Annotated in this window: 19 protein-coding genes; 7 read left to right on the plus strand and 12 right to left on the minus strand. The window is 42.8% G+C overall.

The genetic code is table 11. The features are described 5' to 3' along the window. Positions 1-189: 189 nt before the first annotated feature. Positions 190-1,653: an ArnT family glycosyltransferase gene (locus JK188_RS09150; protein WP_211887616.1), complete on the plus strand. Its 1,464-nt coding sequence runs from the start codon at positions 190-192 to the stop codon at positions 1,651-1,653. Between the two features lie 89 nt (positions 1,654-1,742). On the opposite strand, the gene rfaC is transcribed toward JK188_RS09150, so the two are convergent. Genes rfaC through rfaD form a run of 3 tightly spaced genes read right to left on the minus strand, consistent with a single transcriptional unit; the run spans position 1,743 to position 4,744 of the window. After that, positions 1,743-2,705: a lipopolysaccharide heptosyltransferase RfaC gene (gene rfaC / locus JK188_RS09155; protein WP_211887617.1), complete on the minus strand. Its 963-nt coding sequence runs from the start codon at positions 2,703-2,705 to the stop codon at positions 1,743-1,745. Next, positions 2,705-3,751: an ADP-heptose--LPS heptosyltransferase RfaF gene (rfaF, locus tag JK188_RS09160; RefSeq protein ID WP_108479147.1), complete on the minus strand. Its 1,047-nt coding sequence runs from the start codon at positions 3,749-3,751 to the stop codon at positions 2,705-2,707. The genes rfaC and rfaF overlap by 1 nt, the downstream gene beginning before the upstream one ends. A gap of 54 nt (positions 3,752-3,805) precedes the next feature. Beyond that, positions 3,806-4,744: an ADP-glyceromanno-heptose 6-epimerase gene (rfaD, locus tag JK188_RS09165; protein WP_036950761.1), complete on the minus strand. Its 939-nt coding sequence runs from the start codon at positions 4,742-4,744 to the stop codon at positions 3,806-3,808. A 232-nt stretch (positions 4,745-4,976) separates the two neighbouring features. Between rfaD and JK188_RS09170 the strand changes: the two genes are divergently transcribed. Together JK188_RS09170 and tdh are read left to right on the plus strand one after the other, a co-directional pair. Continuing rightward, the gene (locus tag JK188_RS09170; RefSeq protein ID WP_036950763.1) at positions 4,977-6,170 is read left to right on the plus strand and encodes a glycine C-acetyltransferase; all 1,194 of its coding nucleotides are present in this window, start codon (positions 4,977-4,979) and stop codon (positions 6,168-6,170) included. Positions 6,171-6,258: 88 nt separating this feature from the next. Then, positions 6,259-7,284 carry an L-threonine 3-dehydrogenase gene (tdh, locus tag JK188_RS09175; protein WP_036950765.1) on the plus strand — a complete coding sequence of 342 codons (1,026 nt, stop codon included), beginning with the start codon at positions 6,259-6,261 and terminating at the stop codon, positions 7,282-7,284. A gap of 76 nt (positions 7,285-7,360) precedes the next feature. Here tdh and JK188_RS09180 read toward each other — a convergent pair whose 3' ends face one another. Both JK188_RS09180 and envC read right to left on the minus strand, forming a co-directional pair. Continuing rightward, positions 7,361-8,443, minus strand: coding sequence for a divergent polysaccharide deacetylase family protein (locus tag JK188_RS09180; RefSeq protein WP_211887619.1), 1,083 nt, complete (start codon positions 8,441-8,443; stop codon positions 7,361-7,363). A gap of 60 nt (positions 8,444-8,503) precedes the next feature. Continuing rightward, positions 8,504-9,796 carry a murein hydrolase activator EnvC gene (envC, locus tag JK188_RS09185; RefSeq protein WP_211887621.1) on the minus strand — a complete coding sequence of 431 codons (1,293 nt, stop codon included), beginning with the start codon at positions 9,794-9,796 and terminating at the stop codon, positions 8,504-8,506. A gap of 418 nt (positions 9,797-10,214) precedes the next feature. On the opposite strand from envC, the gene JK188_RS09190 reads away from it, so the two are divergent. The 4 genes from JK188_RS09190 (at position 10,215) to cysE (ending at position 13,073) form a co-directional block, all read left to right on the plus strand. Further along, a complete protein-coding gene (locus JK188_RS09190) occupies positions 10,215-10,649 on the plus strand; it encodes a rhodanese-like domain-containing protein (protein WP_230085095.1) in 435 nt (144 codons plus the stop codon). A gap of 73 nt (positions 10,650-10,722) precedes the next feature. Further along, positions 10,723-11,190, plus strand: a complete 468-nt coding sequence (gene secB / locus JK188_RS09195; protein WP_006660561.1) for a protein-export chaperone SecB — start codon at positions 10,723-10,725, stop codon at positions 11,188-11,190. A 9-nt stretch (positions 11,191-11,199) separates the two neighbouring features. Further along, positions 11,200-12,228 carry an NAD(P)H-dependent glycerol-3-phosphate dehydrogenase gene (gene gpsA, locus JK188_RS09200; protein ID WP_108479153.1) on the plus strand — a complete coding sequence of 343 codons (1,029 nt, stop codon included), beginning with the start codon at positions 11,200-11,202 and terminating at the stop codon, positions 12,226-12,228. A 23-nt stretch (positions 12,229-12,251) separates the two neighbouring features. Then, a complete protein-coding gene (gene cysE / locus JK188_RS09205) occupies positions 12,252-13,073 on the plus strand; it encodes a serine O-acetyltransferase (protein WP_211887623.1) in 822 nt (273 codons plus the stop codon). A gap of 239 nt (positions 13,074-13,312) precedes the next feature. Here the strand turns inward: cysE and trmL are convergent, their stop codons facing one another. From trmL to JK188_RS09240, 7 genes are all read right to left on the minus strand, one after another. Beyond that, on the minus strand, positions 13,313-13,816 hold the full coding sequence (gene trmL / locus JK188_RS09210; RefSeq protein ID WP_006660558.1) for a tRNA (uridine(34)/cytosine(34)/5-carboxymethylaminomethyluridine(34)-2'-O)-methyltransferase TrmL: 504 nt from the start codon (positions 13,814-13,816) through the stop codon (positions 13,313-13,315). A 120-nt stretch (positions 13,817-13,936) separates the two neighbouring features. Further along, entirely contained in the window at positions 13,937-16,018 is a 2,082-nt protein-coding gene (locus JK188_RS09215) for a polysaccharide biosynthesis tyrosine autokinase (protein WP_211887625.1), read from the minus strand. Between the two features lie 32 nt (positions 16,019-16,050). After that, entirely contained in the window at positions 16,051-16,479 is a 429-nt protein-coding gene (locus JK188_RS09220; RefSeq protein ID WP_211887694.1) for an arsenate reductase/protein-tyrosine-phosphatase family protein, read from the minus strand. Between the two features lie 22 nt (positions 16,480-16,501). Continuing rightward, positions 16,502-17,650 carry a polysaccharide export protein gene (locus JK188_RS09225; RefSeq protein ID WP_211887627.1) on the minus strand — a complete coding sequence of 383 codons (1,149 nt, stop codon included), beginning with the start codon at positions 17,648-17,650 and terminating at the stop codon, positions 16,502-16,504. A 330-nt stretch (positions 17,651-17,980) separates the two neighbouring features. Then, positions 17,981-19,006: a UDP-glucose 4-epimerase GalE gene (gene galE, locus JK188_RS09230; protein ID WP_211887629.1), complete on the minus strand. Its 1,026-nt coding sequence runs from the start codon at positions 19,004-19,006 to the stop codon at positions 17,981-17,983. Between the two features lie 50 nt (positions 19,007-19,056). Further along, positions 19,057-20,004, minus strand: coding sequence for an NAD-dependent epimerase/dehydratase family protein (locus tag JK188_RS09235; RefSeq protein ID WP_211887632.1), 948 nt, complete (start codon positions 20,002-20,004; stop codon positions 19,057-19,059). 6 nt (positions 20,005-20,010) lie between these two features. Next, on the minus strand, positions 20,011-20,605 hold a 595-nt coding region (locus JK188_RS09240), incomplete at its 5' end, for a glycosyltransferase (RefSeq protein ID WP_211888638.1).

The raw sequence follows: 20,605 nt of genomic DNA on the forward strand, positions 1-20,605 counted from the left end.
GACAGCTTGAATATTACTATAATGAGTAATAACAATTTCTCTCATTTCTGATTATTTTGTTTAAACTATAGTAAACTACCCAGTCACGTTTTTGCATACTCAGCCGAGCGAGAGGTAGCACTCTACAAGCTCGACGTAAAATAATGCGTATTTCCCTTTAACTTTATTGATAATTTCGCTGAAAAAAGAATGCCGACAACCAATCAACCAACTTCAAATAAGTATGTGTATCTTTGGATCATTGGCTATGCCATTGCCTGGATCCTTGCGAGTTTCTTTTTTGACCCGACCGTTCCTTACGATACGGTCGAAGCCGTTAACTGGGGAATGAATGGTGAGTGGGGATCCCCAAAAAACCCGTGGTTTGTCGGTACGATGATGTGGCCTGCCATCCATTTGGGGATTTCTTATAGTTTTTATTGGTATTTCAGCCATTTTATCGGTATTGGATTTGGGTTACTTGGGGTATGGAAACTTGCCTACCGGTTAGCAGGGCGCCGCGACCTTGCATGGTTTGCGATGCTGATGATGAATTTATCAGGTGTCATTAATTTCGATATTATTCCTTATAATGATAACTATATTTTAGTGACATTCTGGCCTTGGGTGATTTATCTCTTCCTGCGTGCCGTCGAAGATAACCCACTGTGGTGGCTACCTTTTGCTTTAGTTGCCGGCCTGGCAACAATGGGGAAATACTCCACGCTAGCTTTAGTTGGCTCCGTTTTCTTGCTCACCCTTTTTGTGAAACAAGCACGCCAAAGCTATCGTCATCCGGTGTTTTATCTAGCGATAGCACTGTGGTTTTCGATGATCTTGCCAAACTTCTTCTGGTTGATGGCGAGTGATTTTTCAGCTGTTAAATGGGTAGATTCGCAAATTGACCCGGGTTTTAACTTACACACCACGGAAGCTGCGTTAAGTGTGTTTTACCCGCTGATTATTGCTGCAATTATCTTATATTGCTGTGGCGGAAAAATCGGTTGGCCGAAAGCCTTATCGAACCGCATGGCAAACTTCATTATTTTATTTCCATTAGCCGTGATTTACGGTTGGTTCTCGTTCCATGATGGTGGGCGAATTACTGAGTGGTTACAGCCATTTATGATGGCCTGTGCGCCTTTATTTGTCGGCTCAATCACTGTAATGCCGAAAAAGTCACTGAAAAAGCCGTTGATTGGTTTGGCGGTGGTTGGCGTCTTAATGGTATCTGGCTATCTCGTTGTTCAAGCAGGAAATATTCGCGGAGCGGGTCAGAAATTTATTGGCGTGAAAACCTTAATCGCTGAAGGTGAACAACGTTGGTATCAACGTTACGGAACACCAGTCAAATATGTTGGTGGTGAGGATAACCTACATCAATGGTTTATTATCTATGCCCAAGATAGACCGCATGTTATCCAGCCTTGGACGTTAGAAAACCATATGCCACCGAATGTGTACAATCGTGATATCACTGAAGCAGAAATTCGTGAGCATGGTGCTATTTTATTAGGGCGCAAATATGATGATTGTGCCCACGAAGATTTCGCCAAAGTACGCAAGTTCTGGCCTCAATTTACGATTGAAAAAGAAGATGTGATTTATCGCTCTGAACCGGATGCTGAGCCGAAAACTATGTGTTTTGGGTTTATTGCCCCAGAGAAAAAATAAATCTTTTATGCAGTGAAAAAAATAATTAAGCGGTCAAATGACCGCTTAATTTTTATGGGAGATAGGTTTTAGATAATGCGCTATATGGGCTATAACTCGGTGCGCAGCTGTTGGAATACAGTATCGGCTTTAATGCTATCCATTCTATTATCTACGCTTTTTATCTCATTTTGCCCTTTTCCATAACCACCAATTAAACCGGGGTTTGTTGGACCAAACAGCGTAAAATTCGGTTTATCCAGCGCGGCGGTTAAATGGCTTAAACCTGTATCGACAGAAACTACTGCCTTTGCGTCTGCAATCTGTTGCGCGACTTGTGCCAGCGTTAATTTTGGTAAAACTTCAACAAAATCAAAACCCTCAGCTAGTCTCATGGCTCGTTGATGCTCATGCTCTGCACCCCAAGGGAGCTTCACTCTCAGCCCAGTTTCCTTCATTAACTGAATCAGTTCACGCCAATGAGACTCAGGCCAATGCTTATCATCGCGGGTTGTGGAGTGCAAAAACAGCACATAGGGTGTTTCAGTTTCGTCGGTTGATTGCAAGAAATGGCGAGCTATCGCGTAATCTCCTTGGGTCCTAGGGCAAGTGTATCCGAGGCTTTTAGCAAATAATTGGCGAATACGCTCCACTGCATGTTGCTGTTTACTAATGGAATAACGATGGTCGTAGAAGAAGCTAGCAATCGGCTCGCGGATACTATGGCGGTCATAACCATGTTTAGAACCGAGAGCAAGGCGAGTGACTAGCAACGCACTCTTAAGTAACCCTTGCGCATCAATCACTGCATCGTAGTGGGTTTCCTGTAGTTGGCGACGAAATGCTGCACGTTCGGCACGAATTGGCGCAGAAAACCAATTTTTTCGCCAACGACGGATTGCCACAGGGATGACTTTATTCACCGCACTATGCCATGTGGGGATTTGAGCAAACCCCTCTTCGACCACCCAATCAAATTGGATATTCGGTATTGCTACCTGCGCATCGGTTAATGCAGGCAGAGAGTGCAAAACATCTCCCATAGATGATGTTTTTACTAATAACACTCTCATTATTTAATACCTATATTTAAACGCGTGAGGGCATCCAGTACCATTTGCGGTTGAATATCAATTAAGCTCTGATGATAGCCACTTTCGCCGTCACCTTTACGCACTTTGTGGTAACCCGTAATCAGGCGGATAACTTCCGCTTTATCGGACAGTGGTGGAGTAAAGTCAGGGCTGCTTGGGCCATAGAGTGCGACTAACGGTTTATCGAGAGCCGCAGCTACATGCATTAAGCCAGAATCATTACTCACAATGGCTTGGCACGCATCAATAAGATTAACGGCTTGTTCTAACGACGTTTTTCCTGCGAAATTGAGGCAGTAATGACGAGCGTCATCCGTTAAATTTTGGCGGATTTCTTCACCTGCTTCATGGTCTTTTTGAGAGCCAAATAACAGAACTTGGTAGCCTTTCTCGCTAATTAATTTCTGGGCGAGCGCCGCATAGTGATAGTGTGGCCAGCGTTTTGCGGGACCAAATTCAGCGCCTGGGCAGAAACCAATAATTGGACGAGAAAAATCAATATTAAATTGACTAACAGTATCGCTAACTTGCTGTTTATCAGTGACTAATTTAGGCCATAGAATTGGGGCGGGAATATCATTGGCAGATTTGATGAGCTGCTTGTCATACGCTAATGCTACATAGCGTTGCACCATCAGCGGAAATGCTTGTTTATCTAATGGGCGTAAATCATTGAGCAGCCCATAACGCATTTCACCACGCCATCCCGTTCTTTTGGCGATTTTTGCAAAGAACGGCACCAGAGCAGATTTCAATGAATTAGGTAAAACAATCGCCTGATCGTACCCATTTTTCCGCAAATTGATGCCTAATTGACGACGTTCGCCAATTTCGAGCTTTCCATGGCCTAATGGCATGGAAATCGCTTCAGACACTTCGGGCATTTTCGCCAATAACGGACGGCACCAATCCGGTGCCATCACATCTATCTGAGCATGAGGATGCAGCGCCTTGATCGTACGATAAAGGCTCTGTGACATCATCATATCCCCTACCCATGAGGGGCCAATCACGAGTATTTTCATAGACTCAGTTTTCATAGGTACGGTTTTCATAGGCGCTGTTTTCATAAAAGACGATTACGCGTCTTTATTCAGCCATTGCATATATTCGGTCACGCCTTCAGCAACGGTTTTAAATGGTGCTGTGTAACCTGCGGCACGTAATTTAGTCAGATCCGCCTGAGTGAAGCTCTGGTAGCGGCCTTTTAATTTTTCTGGGAATTCAATGTACTCGATAGAGACATTCTTATCTTTATGGAATTCAGTGACGGCATCGGCAACGGCTTGGAATGATTCTGCGCGACCTGTACCACAGTTGAAAATGCCAGAAACGTTATTTTCCCAGAACCATAAATTCACCGCAGCCACATCGCCAACGTAGATGAAATCACGGCGGAAAGTGTCGCTGCCTTCAAACAGTTTCGGGGTTTGCCCTTCATTAATTTGTTTGTTTAAGTGGTAAGCCACGCTCGCCATGCTGCCTTTATGGTTTTCATTTGGTCCATAAACGTTGAAATAGCGGAAGCCACACACTTGAGACTGAGCTTCAGGCATGATGCTGCGGACATATTGGTCGAATTGGAATTTAGAGTAGCCGTATACATTCAGTGGTTTTTCAAATTCACGTTCTTCGATGAAATTATCGCTACGTCCGCCGTATGTCGCTGCGGAAGAGGCATACAGGAAGGGGATTTCACGCTCTAAACAGTAATGCAGCAGTTCTTTAGAAAATTGATAGTTATTATCCATCATATACTTACCATCCCACTCAGTGGTGGATGAGCAAGCACCTTCATGGAAAACAGCGTCAATATCGCCAAAATCATCACCCGCAATAACGCTCACGATAAAGTCTTCTTTATCCATGTAATCGGCGATATCGAGGTCAACAAGGTTGGCAAACTTAGTACCATCTTTCAGGTTATCCACCACCAGAATATCGGTGCGACCCATTTCATTCAGGGCTTTAATAATATTGCTGCCAATAAAACCAGCTCCGCCAGTGACTACGATCATCGTGAATACCTCAAGTGGGTTAAGAATAAATAGATACAAAATTGGGGTCTATAATAACACCTCTTTGTGCAGACAACAGTATATCGACCAGATAATTGTCCTAGTTGTCATACCTCTTTAAAGGGCATTATCGTGATCTTGCCTACAAACTTAACTTATTTGCTCACCAGATATCGCTAGTTCTAGTGACTATTATTAAACTCTGTAAACAACTTCTTTACAGGAACAAATCATGTCAGAACAATTTTACCAGCAGATTAAACAACAATTGGTGCAAATAGAAGCTGAAGGCTTGTTTAAACATGAGCGCATTATTACGACCTCTCAAGACGCGGATATTGAAATCCAGGGTGGACAGCGCGTTATTAACTTCTGTGCAAATAACTATTTAGGCTTAGCCAATCATCCCGCGCTGATTGAAGCGGCAAAACAGGGTATGGATAGCCATGGCTTTGGTATGGCATCGGTTCGCTTTATTTGCGGTACCCAAGACAGCCATAAAGTTCTTGAAAAGAAAATCGCGGATTTCCTTGGAATGGAAGATGCGATCCTTTATTCCTCTTGTTTTGATGCCAATGGCGGGCTTTTCGAAACGCTACTGGGACCAGAAGACGCCATTATTTCTGATGCGTTAAACCATGCTTCCATTATTGACGGTGTTCGCCTGTGTAAAGCCCAGCGATATCGCTACAGCAATAACAATATGACGGAATTAAAACAGCGCCTTGAAGAAGCGAAAGCTGCGGGTGCGCGTCATATTCTGATTGCGACTGACGGTGTTTTCTCGATGGATGGTGTGATTGCTGACCTGAAAACTGTCTGTGACCTTGCGGATGAATATAACGCATTGGTCATGGTAGATGACTCTCATGCTGTTGGTTTTGTTGGTGAAAACGGTCGTGGTAGCCACGAGTATTGTAAAGTGATGGGGCGAGTTGACATCATTACTGGCACACTCGGAAAAGCATTAGGTGGTGCATCGGGTGGTTATACTGCCGCCAAAAAAGAGGTTGTCGAGTGGTTACGTCAACGCTCTCGTCCGTATTTATTCTCCAACTCTTTGGCTCCTGCCATTGTTGCTGCGTCCATTAAGGTGATCGATATGATGACCGAAGGGCAAGAGCGCCGTGAGAAATTGTGGCGTAATGCGGTGTTATTTAGAGAAAAAATGACTGCCGCAGGATTTACATTAGCAGGCGCCGATCATGCCATCATTCCTGTGATGTTGGGTGATGCCAAAATTGCTCAGCAATTTGCTTCAGAACTATTAAAAGAAGGTATTTATGTCACTGGATTTTTCTATCCGGTAGTTCCGCAAGGACAAGCGCGAATTCGCACGCAAATGTCTGCTGCACACAGCGAAGAGGATATTTTACACGCTGTTGATGCATTCACCCGTATTGGCAAAAAGCTTCAACTAATTTAGTTATAAATTTGATTTTCTTATGAAATTAATGCAGTTGTGAAATTAAAGTGGTCATTAAATTAATGTAATCATAAATAAAAGGTCGCCTATGAAAGCACTGTCCAAATTAAAAGCAGAACCAGGTATATGGATGACAGACGTTCCGAAACCGGAACTGGGACACAATGATGTGATGATTAAAATCCGTAAAACCGCCATTTGCGGTACGGATGTTCATATCTACAACTGGGATGAATGGTCGCAAAAAACGATTCCAGTTCCGATGGTGGTGGGTCATGAATATATAGGGGAAATTGTTGAGATTGGGCAGGAAGTTAAAGGGTTTAAAATTGGTGACCGTGTTTCTGGCGAAGGGCATATTACCTGCGGTCATTGCCGTAATTGCCGAGGTGGGCGTACCCACTTATGCCGTAATACCATTGGCGTCGGTGTAAATCGCCCAGGATGTTTTGCTGAGTATTTGGTGATCCCAGCGTTTAACGCCTTTAAAATTCCAGACAATATTCCCGATGAAATTGCAGCAATTTTTGACCCATTTGGTAATGCGGTACATACGGCACTATCGTTTGATTTAGTGGGGGAAGATGTGCTGGTTTCGGGCGCAGGTCCTATTGGTATTATGGCGGCAGCAGTTTGCCGACATGTTGGTGCTCGCCATGTGGTGATCACTGACGTGAATGATTATCGCCTTGAATTAGCGAAAAAAATGGGTGTCTCCCGCGCGGTGAATGTGAGCCGTGAAAATCTTAAAGACGTCATGAATGAACTGGGCATGAAAGAAGGCTTTGATGTGGCGCTAGAAGTTTCAGGGGCGCCCGCTGCTTTCCAAACTATGCTAGATACCATGAATCATGGTGGCAGAATTGCGCTATTAGGTATTCCTCCATCATCAATGGCAACAGACTGGAGCCAAGTTATATTTAAAGGTCTGTTTATCAAGGGAATTTATGGGCGTGAAATGTTTGAAACTTGGTATAAGATGGCGACACTCGTGCAATCAGGCCTCGATTTATCACCAATCATAACTCATGAGTTTTCTATTGATGACTTCCAAAAAGGCTTTGATGTGATGTGCTCAGGGCAGTCAGGAAAAGTGATTTTAAACTGGGATTAATGCAGAATTAGCTTATGAGTTTAAAGGGTTTATTGGCGAAGGCCTTTAAACCCTTTTTTATGTTTAGTCTTACCCGTTATGGTATTTTCTTTTCTGTAATCAGGGGCTGTAGGGTTTTATCTTGATAAATGGCCTCGACCACAAACATGAGTAGCTCAATGCCCTGAAGTCGGGTGGTTGGGAGTTCGATATCGCATACGCCTAACTCTGCGGGACTGACTGATTTTTCAGGTTGCTCCGCAGCATCGTTGGTCAGTTCTGGCTCCGCAAGAGTTGGTGTAGCATCATCAGAATCTACCGTTGTTTTAGCCGCTTCATGAGGTTTTGCCTCTGATTTGAATGGCATTTTTGTCTCTGGCTTTGTCACTGGCAGAGTTGGATTAACGCCTTCAGGTTGCATTCTGAGCGTTTTACGTGGTTCGCCAGTTGCTGGCTGATAGCCGACCAGTGAACTGACAGGCACAAGCTCAATATCAGAGGGAACCAGTGGAATAAATTTTTGTAAGGCGCGCACGGTTGATGGATGCGGGTGACCAATAGCCACCGCGCTGCCATGTTTACGCGCGTAAGCAATGGCTTTATTCAACTGTGTACGGGTTTCTTCTTCAGATTGATGATTATCGATAAAAATATTGCGCTTCGTAGAGGGAACGCCAAATTCTTTAGCTGCATTCAATGCTTGTGTATTGCCAATCGTGACGCTATCCAAGAAAAAGAGGTTCGATTGCGACAGCGAGCGCATCACATTGCGCATCCCAGAAAGGCTGGAGGTCATCTCGCTACCCATATGGTTATTCATTCCTTTAGCGTGAGGAACTCGGCTAATGGCATTTTTGATGATGCGGTCAACTTCTTCAGCACTCATCGAGGGTGTCAAAGTGTCTTTTTCGAGAGGTTGTTTACTCAATGGTTTCATGGGCATATGGATTAAAATATCCCGCCCTTGCTGATAGGCGGTTGCCGCGACTTCAGCACCATGAGGTGAGTTAGGTAAAATAGCAATACTGATGGCGGCCGGTAACGCTAGGATTTGATTATCTTCTTTGGCTCGGTAACCGAAATCATCGATGACAATAGCGAGTTTGGCGGCACTCGCCTGAGAGCTGACCAGGATAAGGAGCAGGCTAATCAGTAATTTCATCGGCGAGTGTCTTAACATAATTATTTTCCTAACTTTTTATAGCCTAGCATTTTATAGGTAATGTGAAAGGTGGTTGTGCTACCTTCCTAGCCATGGGCGAGGGTTGACGGTTTTACCTTGTCGGCGAATTTCAAAGTAAAGTGCAGGGCGTTCTTGACCGCCACTACTTCCCACTAACGCAATTGGCTGACCTGCGCGGACTTCTTGTCCCACATTTACCAGCGCACTTTGGTTATAGCCATATAGGCTCATATCCCCTTTACCATGCTCAACGACAACAACCAAACCATAACCTTGAAGCCAGTCAGCGAGTAGTACACGACCATCCGCAATAGCCTTAACTTGGGTGCCTTCATTTGCGGCGATCACCATCCCTTTCCAACGTAATTCGCTGGAGATCACATCTCCATAATTATGTAGGGTGGAACCGCGTACTGGCCAGATAGCTTGGCCTGCAGGACGACCTAAACCGCCTGTTCGAGACATAAGTGATTGTTCACTTTCAGATGGCTTATACGTGGAGCCTTTCTGTTTGGCTTTCCTTTCCTTTTCAGCTACTTGAGCACGAATTCGCGCGGCTTCACGAGCTTCACGCTCAGCGCGTGCTTTGGCTTCGCGTTCTGCTTTAGCAATTTTGTCGCGTAGTCTGGCTTCGTTCTGCTTTAAGACCGCGAGATTTTTTTGATCTTCTTTTAATGAGCTTTCTAATACGGTTAAGGTTTTTTGCCGTGACGCTTGCGCATTATCGAGCTTTTGTTTTTCTTGCTGCTGGCGTGTGAGCGTTGTTTTCTGCTCAGCTTGCTTTTTTTGCTCTAATTGTTTCTGTTCGTGCAGCTCTTTGGTGGTTTCTTCTAGATCAAGAATATTTTTTTCACGAGCTTGGTTGAGGTAACCATAATACGCAAGAATTCGCTCTTCCCGTTGACCTTCTTCACCCTTTAAGAGTAGTGATAAACCTTGGTGTTTACCAAGTCGGAATGCAGCATCTAACTGCTCAGCAAGTAGTTTTTCTTGCTCATTTTTTTTCTTTTGCAGCCGACTGATATTGCTAGATAAGGCGGATATTTCTTTATCTAGCTGTTTTAATTGGTTTTGTGTTAGGTGCAAATCACGGCTTGCTGCTGAAATACTTTGTTCTTGCTCTTTAAGTTGCTGAAGGAGATTACTTTTTTTAGTTTGCTGTTCTTTAACGCTTTTTTCTTTTTCAGCAATGCTTTTTAGCAGGTCATTTAATTGACCTTTATTTTCGGTGATCTGATTCGCGAGCGCGACGTGAGAAGGCGCCAAAGTGAATAACCCCAAACCAAGCAGGGCGGGGATCATTGCCTGACGAACAAAAAACGTCTTTATTCGATGGGATGTATGGGCCATTGTGATAGATCACCTCAATTAAATGCAATAACTGATTATTTCATCTGCAAGTCGTGCTTTCCAGTGTTCTCTTAAAAATAGTCATAAAAACGCTTAAAAATTAAGAATATTGCTATTATACCATTTGATACTAAGTCAAATTATAGGCGTATTATCACTGAATTTTACTGTATATACTCTATTTAGATGGGAATTAATTTAGCGTCAAAGTCTAGTCGGAGCATGTTTATGTTAAAATGCCTGCGTACAGCTTTGAGAAAAAAATTCTTTTTTCAGTAAAAAGGTGTTAACTCTGCGAGTGTTTTCGCAAAAAAGACATTCTAGTTTGCGCTAACTGGCTGTAATTAGCTCAGCACAAAGGTATACTCTGAACCCTTTGATATTCGTTTTTAACTAACGGGAGTAATTGCCCCCCATGATCCAAGAAATCATGCAATTTGTCGGTCGTAACACGTTTGTTAGTCTGACTTGGATAGTGTTATTTGTTGCCGTGGTCGTGATGACCTTCAGAAGCCTATTCTCTAAAACTAAAGTCATTGCGCGCACTCAAGCGATTACAATGATCAATAAAGAAGAAGCAGTTGTTGTGGACTTACGTACTCGCGAAGAGTTCCGCAAAGGGCATATTATTGATTCTATTAACTTAACACCATCTGAAATTAAAGATAATAATTTGGGTGAGCTGGAAAAACATAAACAGAAATCTGTGATTATGGTTTCTGCAAGTGGAATGGAAGCAACTAAACCTGCTGAACAGCTTGCTCATCATGGCTTTGAAAAAGTCTTTGTCCTGAAAGAAGGGATCGCTGGTTGGGCGGGTGAAAACCTACCACTGGCTCGTGGTAAGAAGTAATTATCCGGCACTGTAAAATGTGCCGGCAACTGAATATATCTCGAAACTCTAATATGGAAGTAAGGTAATTATTATGTCAGAACAAAACAACTCAGAAATGGTATTTCAAATTCAACGTATCTACGCAAAAGACGTTTCATTTGAAGCACCTAATGCACCTCAAATCTTTCAAAAAGAGTGGCAGCCAGAGATCAAATTAGATTTAGATACTTCTTCAACTCAGCTAGCTGAAGGCGTATATGAGGTTGTTCTGCGTGTGACAACTACCGCTACTCTGGGCGAAGAAACTGCATTTCTGTGTGAAGTTCAGCAAGCGGGTGTGTTCTCCATTGATGGTATCGAAGGCACTCAAATGGCACATTGCTTAGGTGCATACTGCCCGAATATCCTGTTCCCATATGCGCGTGAAACTATCACGAACATGGTGGGTCGTGGTACTTTCCCACAATTGAACTTAGCGCCAGTTAACTTTGATGCACTGTTCATGAATTACTTACAGCAGCAACAAGGTGAACAAGCGCAGAACCCTGAAGTTCAATAAGGTCGCTTAATGAATACTGCTTCAATGACAGTGATCGGTGCCGGCTCGTACGGCACCGCTTTAGCCATTACTCTTGCGCGTAATGGTCATCAGGTGGTGTTGTGGGGGCATGACCCAGCACACATCCGTAAATTAAACCAAGAACGTAGCAACCAAGCATTTTTACCTGGTGTTTCTTTCCCTGATAGTTTATCTCTCGAAACGGACTTAAAAAGCGCCGTTGAAGCGAGCCTGAATATCTTGATTGTGGTACCTAGCCATGTATTTGGTGATGTGCTCAAGCAAATCAAACCGTATCTAAAAGCGGGCTCCCGCATTATTTGGGCAACCAAAGGGTTAGAGAGAGATACCGGGCGTTTGTTGCAAGATGTAGCGCGTGAGGTATTAGGAAACGAAATTCCTCTGGCGGTGCTTTCTGGCCCTACCTTCGCCAAAGAGCTTGCAGCTGGTCTCCCTACGGCTATTTCAGTCGCCGCATCCGATAGCCAATTTGGTGATGATTTACAAAAATTATTCCATTGCGGTAAAAGTTTCCGTGTCTATAAAAACCCTGACATGATTGGTGTGCAACTCGGTGGCGCAGTAAAAAACGTTATCGCAATTGGCGCAGGGATCTCCGATGGTATGGGCTTCGGGGCAAACGCACGTACAGCGTTGATCACTCGTGGGTTAGCTGAAATGAGCCGCTTAGGTGTATCACTGGGCGCTGATCCATCCACATTTATGGGTATGGCAGGACTTGGCGACCTAGTGTTAACCTGCACCGACAATCAATCCCGTAACCGCCGTTTCGGTATGATGTTGGGAAATGGTGTCAGTGTGGAAGAGGCGGAAAAAGAGATTGGGCAAGTGGTTGAAGGCTATCGTAATACCAAAGAAGTGAAAGCCCTTGCGGAGCGTGCCGGTGTTGAAATGCCAATCACGGAACAGATTTATCAAATTCTCTACTGCAATAAAAATGTGTTAGAAGCCTCCCAAGCATTGCTCGGGCGTGCAACTAAAGATGAAATTGCAGATATGCCTAAGTTACCAAGCTAATAATAATATAGAAGAGAGCCATTATGTCGCATGAAGAACTGGATAGAATTTGGGGTTACATTAAGGAAGAAGCCAAGGCGCTTGCTGACTGTGAGCCTTTGCTTGCCAGTTTTTTTAACGCGACATTACTGAAGCATGACAACCTCGGTAGTGCGCTTAGCTATATGTTGGCGAACAAGTTGAGTTCACCGATTATGCCCGCAATGGAAGTCCGCGAAATTGTGGAAGAAGCATATCGTAATGACGAGCAGATGATTTTCTCTGCGGCGATGGACCTCTCTGCTGTTCGTTTACGTGACCCTGCGGTTGATAAATATTCTACGCCACTGCTGTATTTGAAAGGTTTTCACGCCCTACAAGCCTATCGTATTGGGCATTGGCTATGGGGTGAAGGGCGTAAAGCGTTGGCCGTTTATCTACAAAACCAAATTTCGGTCTCTTTTGGGGTCGATATCCATCCAGCTGCCCGTATTGGCTGTGGGATCATGCTCGACCACGCGACGGGGATCGTGATTGGTGAGACGGCGATTGTCGAAAATGATGTGTCTATTCTTCAGTCTGTTACGCTAGGCGGTACCGGTAAAACCTGTGGCGACCGTCATCCTAAAGTACGTGAAGGGGTGATGATTGGCGCTGGCGCTAAAATTCTGGGCAATATTGAAATTGGTCGCGGCGCAAAAATTGGCGCTGGCTCTGTAGTGCTGCACCCAGTTCCTCCTCATACCACAGTGGCGGGAGTTCCTGCGCGTATTGTCGGTAAGCCAACAAGCGATAAGCCATCGCTGGAGATGGATCAAAACTTTAATGGCAACGTTGATGGTTTTGAAGGCGGGGATGGGATTTAGCTGGTGAAAAAAGTGCAAGATTCGAGTTCAACTCAGTTTGTTGAGCTACTTAGGTGCCGCTATTCTCAGCTAAGTAAGAAACATTCACCTGTCTTTTTAGAAGTAGACTTGCTTAAAAATCTCGATCAGTATAATAGCCATTCAGATGGATTAACTGATGTCCGTAATATTGAAATAGAGAATTAGGCATCATATTAAGATTAAAAAACCAAAGGAGCTTAAGCAGCTCCTTTGTTGTTTTAGTCTTTCAGCAGTGCACCCGGATACCCAAGCTGGCGCCAAGTTTCGAAAACTACAACGGCGACCGAGTTAGAAAGATTCATACTGCGGCTTTCTGCCAGCATCGGGATACGAATTTTCTGCTCGATTGGCATATTGTCGAGAACATAAGGCGGTAGACCGCGGGTTTCTGGTCCAAACATCAAATAATCATCTTCCCGATAGCTCACATTGCTGTGGCTCGGCTTGCCTTTGGTAGTCAACGCAAATACACGAGCGCCTGTTGGCGACTGATTATTATCAGGATTTAACCCTTCACTTTCTAAGAATGCGTAATAGTCATGATGATGTTTGATATCCGCAAATTCGCTGTAATCTAGCCCTGCACGGCGTAAGCGTTTGTCATCCCAAGTAAAACCGAGGGGATGGATCAGGTGCAGACTAAAGCCTGTATTGGCGCATAAGCGGATGATATTCCCAGTATTTGGTGGGATTTCAGGTTCGAATAAAACAATATGTGGCATAACGTTAACGGCTATTGGTCGGGATGAAAAAGATGATGCAGAGTTTACGCGCAAATTTGGAAAGATGCATTAGTTGTGTAGGTATGAGAGTGAAAGGCGAGCGGGTGGCTCGCCATTCGATTAATACTGGTAGACATAATGATAATCGTCAGATTTTTCATCAATGCCATTAAGAATGGTGCCAGTAATTTCAATATTATTTTGCTTGAAATGTTTAAGTGCGCGTTCAATTTCTTTAACGGTATTCACGCCATAATAGGCCACTAAAAGTGATGTGCCGGTATATTTTCCGATGATAGCGGGATCTGTAATCGCAAAAATGGGCGCAGTATCCAACAAAACCATGTCATATTGATGTTTAACTGAGTCCAATAAATGCTTAAATTGCTCGCTCATAAGCAGTTCTGAAGAGTGCGAGGTGCTTTTCCCTCGACTAATAATGTCTAAATTCTCAATAACTTGTTGGTGTATCGAGACTGGATTTTCCCTATGTTGGGATAAAAACTCTGAAAGCCCAGATTTATTTTCTAGCCCAAATGTTTTATGGATATGTCCTTTGCGTAAATCAGTATCGATAAGCAGAATTTTTTTACCTGCATTGGCGAGGACGACAGCCATATTTGCAGTAATAAAACTTTTTCCTACATTTGGGGATGCACTTGTCACCATCACAATATTATTGTCTTGGTTCATAACAGAAAAATAGACACTTGTTCTTAATGAACGAATGGACTCTATTGCCATATCTGCTGGTTTTTCAATGGATAGGGGCTTTTTACTTTCGCGATACCGTGATTTTTTTTCATCCAACGAGAATGGAACGGCGGCATAAACACGGAGGTCTAGCGCCTCGAGATCTTCCGTGTTCTTAATTTTATTATTGAGAAGCTCTTTCCCGATCACAAATGCACAACCTATTACGAGACCCAATAAGGAGGCCAGCGCCATGATTAAGCTTTTCTTGGGAGCAATGGCTGCGGGATAAGATTCTGCGGAGTCAATAATTCGCACATCGGCAGTGATCCCTGAATTCAGCACACTGAGTTCGCGTTGCTTGGTCACCAACTGATTATAAATAGCTTGCTCGGATTCAACATCACGAGTTAAACGAATAATTTGCTGCTGGGTGTTTGGCAGCTGTTGAATGTTTTTGCTGGCTTTTTCTTTCTCAAGTAGCAATTTTTGGCGTGTATCGAGTAAGGCTTGATAAGCCGGGTGGCTGTGGGTATATCGTTGTTGAAGCTCCACTTCTTTAAAAGTAAGCTCATTTAGCCTTTCTTCTACATGCAATGCACTCTCAAGTGCAGATTTGGCCTCTAGCGTTAGGTCAATGGACTCATTTTGTTTACGAAACGTATTTAACTGATTTTCATAATGATCGAGCTTGTTTTTTATTTTTGGTATGTAATTATCTAGAAAAATCAACGTGTTGTTTGTGGCTAGTTTTCTGTGTTCTCTATTTTGATTAATATAATTCTGAATAACATTATCCAAAATCTCGATATTTTCTCGTTGATTTTCCCCTTTAATTGTTAAGTTAATGATACCAGAGCCTTTACTGGCTTCATTCATACTGAGACGGCGTCGCAAATTTTCGATAGCAGAATAACGATCATTTTTTATTAAGGTCAGTTTTTCCCCACCTTGAGCTGTAGATGAATCAATCAATAACTGAATTTCTCCCTGCTCTAAAGGGGTGCCAATTTGCCCATGATAAGTTTGGCCAGCAAGATTTAATGTATATTGGTGACTATCTAGAAAGGTTAACGTGGCGGGCTGGCCGATTAAATCTGAAGGCAATTGGTACTTTGCAATATGAACAGCGGCCGCATCACTTAGAAATCTGGAAAATATCTTTGAAGGTAAAAGCCGAATATCTAAATTCAAATCTGACACCGTTTCGCCTAACACCATTCTGGATTTAATGACTTCAATTTCTGAATCGATTTGCCCGTTATTGCCGCCAAAAAGCATTCCATCGTTCATTTTTTCTAATAGTGATGCTTGGTTTACTTTATCGTACTGTAATGTAGCATTCGCTTGGTAAATAGGAGAAGCGAGCCAGCAATACACTCCGGCACTTAAAATGGCGGCAATAGTAAACGTCGCTATCGTTAGCGTGTTAGATTTCAGTGTTTTTAATATAGCGAATAAGTCGATTTCATCGATGTTCGGCACATGTTTTTTTTCTGTATTGTTCATAGAGTTAGTTTTTAAATAAGTTTAAATAGAGTCTAAATCTTTCCTTGCCACGACTCGGCTGCTTTTTCCATAAGCTGATAAACATGCTCAAACATCTCCTCGCTATGTTTATAAGGATCTGGGATTTCGGTTTTATCCAGCCATTCACCGAATAACATGACTTTGCCTCGGGTTTGCGGAAATTGCCGATAAAGTTTTTGGGTATGAGTGTTTTCCATTACGAGGATCAAATCCGCCATCTGGCATAAATGCCCGGTTAAACGACGAGAACGATTCTCCTCCAAAGAGAGGTGATGGCTTTTTGCTATATGACGAGCTTGAGCATCAGCCCGTTGATTCTCCAGCGCAATCAGCCCTGCGGAGTGGATCATTTTTTGGGGGAAAAGCTCCTGCATTAAACGCTCCGCAGTGGGTGACCGGCAGATGTTCCCCATGCACACGATAAGAATGTTATTGAACATAAGTATTTGATTAAAAATAAAATTACCATGCATGAATACGCTTAGTCCCTTCGGCAAGCTGGTTGTATGAGGCGATGGTTGGCAGTAATTGGGTGATTAAACGGTTCCACCGAACAACGGGTGCTGCTGTTACATAAACAAGGTCATAAGGTTGTAATTTAAATTCAGTTCCCATCACGAGTGATGTCGCATCGGAGAGGTCGAGTTGATAAATTTCTGCCATTTTAGAAAGGGGGTTTTCGTCTTCAGAATCTGCTATTGGTGTGGGTTTATGCGTTGACCGAATGACAAAAATCCCTGTTGCACTTGCGGTAGTTTGGCTGAGCCCGTTGGCTTTACTTAGCGCTTCAGTGATGCTCATTCCTGCACGGTCGATAGTCAATGTTGATGGTTTCCCCACTTCTCCCATCACAAAGACCTTTTGCGCATCATTACGGGGAACATAGAGAACATCGCCAGATAGCATTAAGTAGTTTTGGGTTAAATCACCGTATTGGATTAGAGATTGCAGCGAGATTTTTATCTCTTTGCCTTCGCGGGTGAGGATCACATTGTCCCAGTCCGCTTTTTCGGTTAACCCGCCTGCGGTATTAAAGGCTTCTAAAATAGTGAGAGGGACATTAGTGATGGGCAAGGAACCCGGCTTAGTCACTTCGCCAGACACATAAATTTTTTGCGAACGAAAGGCGGCAATGCTGACATCGATTTGTGGTGCTTCAAGGTAAGCAGCTAGTCGGGTACTGACTAATTTCCTGATTTCACTGATTGTTTTACCAAGAACGGAGACTTTTCCAATATAGGGATAATAAATGGTGCCATCTGCGTGAACCCAATTCCCTGAATCAGCAGCGCTGCGATAGGAGCCCGCGGGGATAGTGAGTTCAGGGTGATTCCATACGGTAATTGCCAGCACATCACCCACGCCAACACGATAGTCGTAATCGGCTAGCTGCTTTTCAAGCTGAGGATTAGATTTTGCAATCACGGGGGCAACTTGCATTTCACTTATCAGCTTAGGGGAGATAGGGTAAATATCCACAAGCTGGTTGATATCTTGCTTACCAGTATCAATAACCCTCTTTCCTGATGTGGAAATATAGGCTCCCGGGACGAGATGACACCCAGAAATTAGGATGCTCATTGTGATAGTTATGAAAAATTTACTGAACATGATAATAGCCCTAATCAGGATGGATAATGGTAATTTTTAGCAATCGAAGTTACACGACACAAAGTCAGCTCGGGATAATAGTTCAGTTTTAAATAAAAAACCAAATAATTCATCCAAAAATCGATGTTATATAAAAATATAATAAAACAAAAAATGATATTGATGAGATGGATGTTTTGTGAGTGAGAGGTGGTTTGAGGAATAGACCAGAAGCGAACTAGGAAGTGGGTAGGTTAACTGTATGGTGAGAATAGAGTTTGAGGGAATAAAAAATGGAAAATAAAAAGGCGAGCTAGAGGCTCGCCTAATTGATGCTATATCAAGGATGATTTAGCTTTGATAACCGTTAGGATTCATAGATTGCCAGCGCCAGCTATCATCAACCATATCTTGTACAGAATATTGAGCTTTCCATTTCAAATCGTTGAACGCTTTTTCAGGGCTAGACCAACATTCAGCAATATCTCCAGGTCTTCTCGCAACAATTTTATATGGAATTGGCTTATTAGCTGCTTTTCCAAATGCAGCGATCACTTCCAGCACGCTCGTACCTTTGCCAGTACCGAGATTATAAATATGTAAGCCGGATTTTTGGCTGGTATGTGTTAATGCTGCAATGTGCCCATCGGCCAAATCCATAACGTGGATATAGTCGCGAACCCCAGTGCCATCTGGAGTTGGGTAGTCATTGCCGAACACCATAACTTCTTTATGGCGACCGACTGCAACTTGAGCGACATATGGCGCGAGGTTATTCGGTGTACCTTGTGGATCTTCACCAATTAAGCCGGATTGGTGAGCGCCTACAGGGTTGAAGTAACGTAATAAGGTCAAAGACCATTCGCTTTCTGCGATATGTAGGTCAGTAAGTATTTGTTCTACCATATACTTACTGGTGCCATATGGGTTGGTGGTGCCACCAACTTTGGAATTCTCAGTCAGAGGGACTTCTTCAGGGTCACCATACACGGTCGCAGAGGAGCTAAAAATTAAGCTTTTAACACCCGCCTGACGCATACTTTGTATTAAAACTAAGGTGCCATTCACATTCACATCATAGTATTCAATAGGTTTTTCGACAGATTCACCGACTGCTTTTAACCCCGCAAAGTGGATCACTGAGCTAATGGAATGCTGAGCAAAAATGGTGTCCAAAATGCTTTTGTCACGAACATCACCTTGATAAAACATCGGTTTAGTTCCCGTGATGGTTTCAATGCGATTAAGCACTTCAAGGTTGGCATTATGAAGATTGTCTAAAATAATCGGCTGAATACCTTGTTGGATCATTTGTACGCAGGTATGGCTGCCGATATAGCCAAGACCGCCGGTGACTAATACGCAAGAGCTGCTCATGGTTGCATCCTGTCTATATATTCCAAAATTGAGATTATGAAAAATGGGTTTTATTTAAACTCATATTGCACAGTATTGGCGATACCTTGTTCCAAAGTAACAGGTGGAACAAAAGAGGTATTTCCAATGTAATTGGATTTAAATTGTGTACGAGCACAGAATTTTTTTACACGAATACTACTCACTGGGAATTCTTTGCCTGTCAGTTTAGAAAGCACGTCGAAACAGTAGCCACCTAAAATCCCAACTGGATACGGAATGCGGATATTGGATTTTGGCTTATTAAGGGCACCACAAATGACCGTCGTTAATTCGTTCATGGTAAAATCAGGCTTATCGATGTAATTGAATACATGCTTTCCTTCGGTGAAGGTGGTTGCGAATGTAATAAACGCTGCAATATTTTCCACATAAGCCATAGATTTTTGGTTATTACCAGAACCGATCATTAAGAATCGACCAGACGCAATTTGGCGGAATAGGTTATAAACGTTACCACGGTTATTTTCACCAAATACAACGGTCGGGCGAATAGTGACTAAGATGTTATCCGCAGATTTTGCCTGCCATGCATCGTAAACGTATTCAGCTTCTAACTTAGATTTACCATAGTGGTTAAATGGATGATATTCGCCATCTTCCCCGGTTTCTTTTTCAACGAAGCCATAAACAGCAACCGATGAAGTGAAAACAATATGTTTGATACCCAATTGTTCAGCGACATCACAGACGTTTTTAGCACCATCAACGTTCACTTCATAGTAAAGGCTGATAGGGTGAACGTTATCTTTGTGTTTTGCTGATAGGTTGATAATAACGTCACTACCTTTCAGAGGCTCGATAAGCGTTTCAGGTTTGGTGACATCACCAAATTCCCAATTTTCAGGATGGGTTTCACTTTTTTCAATATCAACAATTTTGAAATCGATATTCTTAGATTTTAGTTGGTTTGACAGACGTGTTCCGATAAAGCCGGAACCACCGATGATAGTTAGCATTAATTATTATCCTTGAACTAATTTAATGTATTCATGTGCGACAGATTCAATATTAAATTGATGTCGCGTATTTTGTGCACAATCATAATAGGCTAAGTAGTTTTCTGATATTTCTGTCAATGCCTTAAGTAAGCTGTCCACATCATTATTCACTAATAATCCATTACTCTTATTATCTGAAGGATATATAAGTTCAGAACACCCACCGACATTACTTAAAATTAATGGTAAGCCGGCGGAGCCTGCTTCTATGGCTGACATTGGTAATCCTTCGCTGTCGGAACAAAGAACGAAGATGTCAAAATCATAATAAGCATCAAAATTATTAATTTCGCCTAAGAAGAATATATTTTCATGTTTATCGGAGTGTTGTGATTTCAAATTTTCAAGCAGAGGTCCATCACCAACTAGATAAAAATCTACAGACGGTGTTTTTTTCGCTGCTTCAATAAATAAATCAGCTCGCTTAGGATGAATCATTCTTCCTACAAAAAGAGCTTTTAATCTATTATTTACTTTTTCTTTTCTTTTTAACGGAGAAATTCTGTTTTTTATAACAGAGATTTTATTTTTACTTATTCCGATGATATTAATGGCTGTC

The organism is Providencia sp. JGM181, from assembly GCF_018257375.1.
In the GTDB taxonomy this organism is placed as follows: Bacteria; Pseudomonadota; Gammaproteobacteria; order Enterobacterales; family Enterobacteriaceae; genus Providencia; species Providencia lanzhouensis.

Coding starts and splice junctions, on each gene's coding strand:
- rfaC (WP_211887617.1), bottom strand. CDS start 2,705: ATGAGAGTGTTATTAGTAAAAACATCATCTATGGGAGATGTTTTGCAC.
- rfaD (WP_036950761.1), bottom strand. CDS start 4,744: ATGATCGTAGTCACTGGCGGAGCTGGTTTTATTGGCAGCAATATTATT.
- JK188_RS09235 (WP_211887632.1), bottom strand. CDS start 20,004: ATGCTAACTATCATCGGTGGTTCCGGCTTTATCGGAACACGTCTGTCA.
- tdh (WP_036950765.1), top strand. CDS start 6,259: ATGAAAGCACTGTCCAAATTAAAAGCAGAACCAGGTATATGGATGACA.
- gpsA (WP_108479153.1), top strand. CDS start 11,200: ATGAATACTGCTTCAATGACAGTGATCGGTGCCGGCTCGTACGGCACC.
- rfaF (WP_108479147.1), bottom strand. CDS start 3,751: ATGAAAATACTCGTGATTGGCCCCTCATGGGTAGGGGATATGATGATG.
- envC (WP_211887621.1), bottom strand. CDS start 9,796: ATGGCCCATACATCCCATCGAATAAAGACGTTTTTTGTTCGTCAGGCA.
- JK188_RS09220 (WP_211887694.1), bottom strand. CDS start 16,479: ATGTTCAATAACATTCTTATCGTGTGCATGGGGAACATCTGCCGGTCA.
- cysE (WP_211887623.1), top strand. CDS start 12,252: ATGTCGCATGAAGAACTGGATAGAATTTGGGGTTACATTAAGGAAGAA.
- JK188_RS09225 (WP_211887627.1), bottom strand. CDS start 17,650: ATGTTCAGTAAATTTTTCATAACTATCACAATGAGCATCCTAATTTCT.
- secB (WP_006660561.1), top strand. CDS start 10,723: ATGTCAGAACAAAACAACTCAGAAATGGTATTTCAAATTCAACGTATC.
- JK188_RS09150 (WP_211887616.1), top strand. CDS start 190: ATGCCGACAACCAATCAACCAACTTCAAATAAGTATGTGTATCTTTGG.
- JK188_RS09170 (WP_036950763.1), top strand. CDS start 4,977: ATGTCAGAACAATTTTACCAGCAGATTAAACAACAATTGGTGCAAATA.
- trmL (WP_006660558.1), bottom strand. CDS start 13,816: ATGCCACATATTGTTTTATTCGAACCTGAAATCCCACCAAATACTGGG.
- galE (WP_211887629.1), bottom strand. CDS start 19,006: ATGAGCAGCTCTTGCGTATTAGTCACCGGCGGTCTTGGCTATATCGGC.
- JK188_RS09180 (WP_211887619.1), bottom strand. CDS start 8,443: ATGTTAAGACACTCGCCGATGAAATTACTGATTAGCCTGCTCCTTATC.
- JK188_RS09215 (WP_211887625.1), bottom strand. CDS start 16,018: ATGAACAATACAGAAAAAAAACATGTGCCGAACATCGATGAAATCGAC.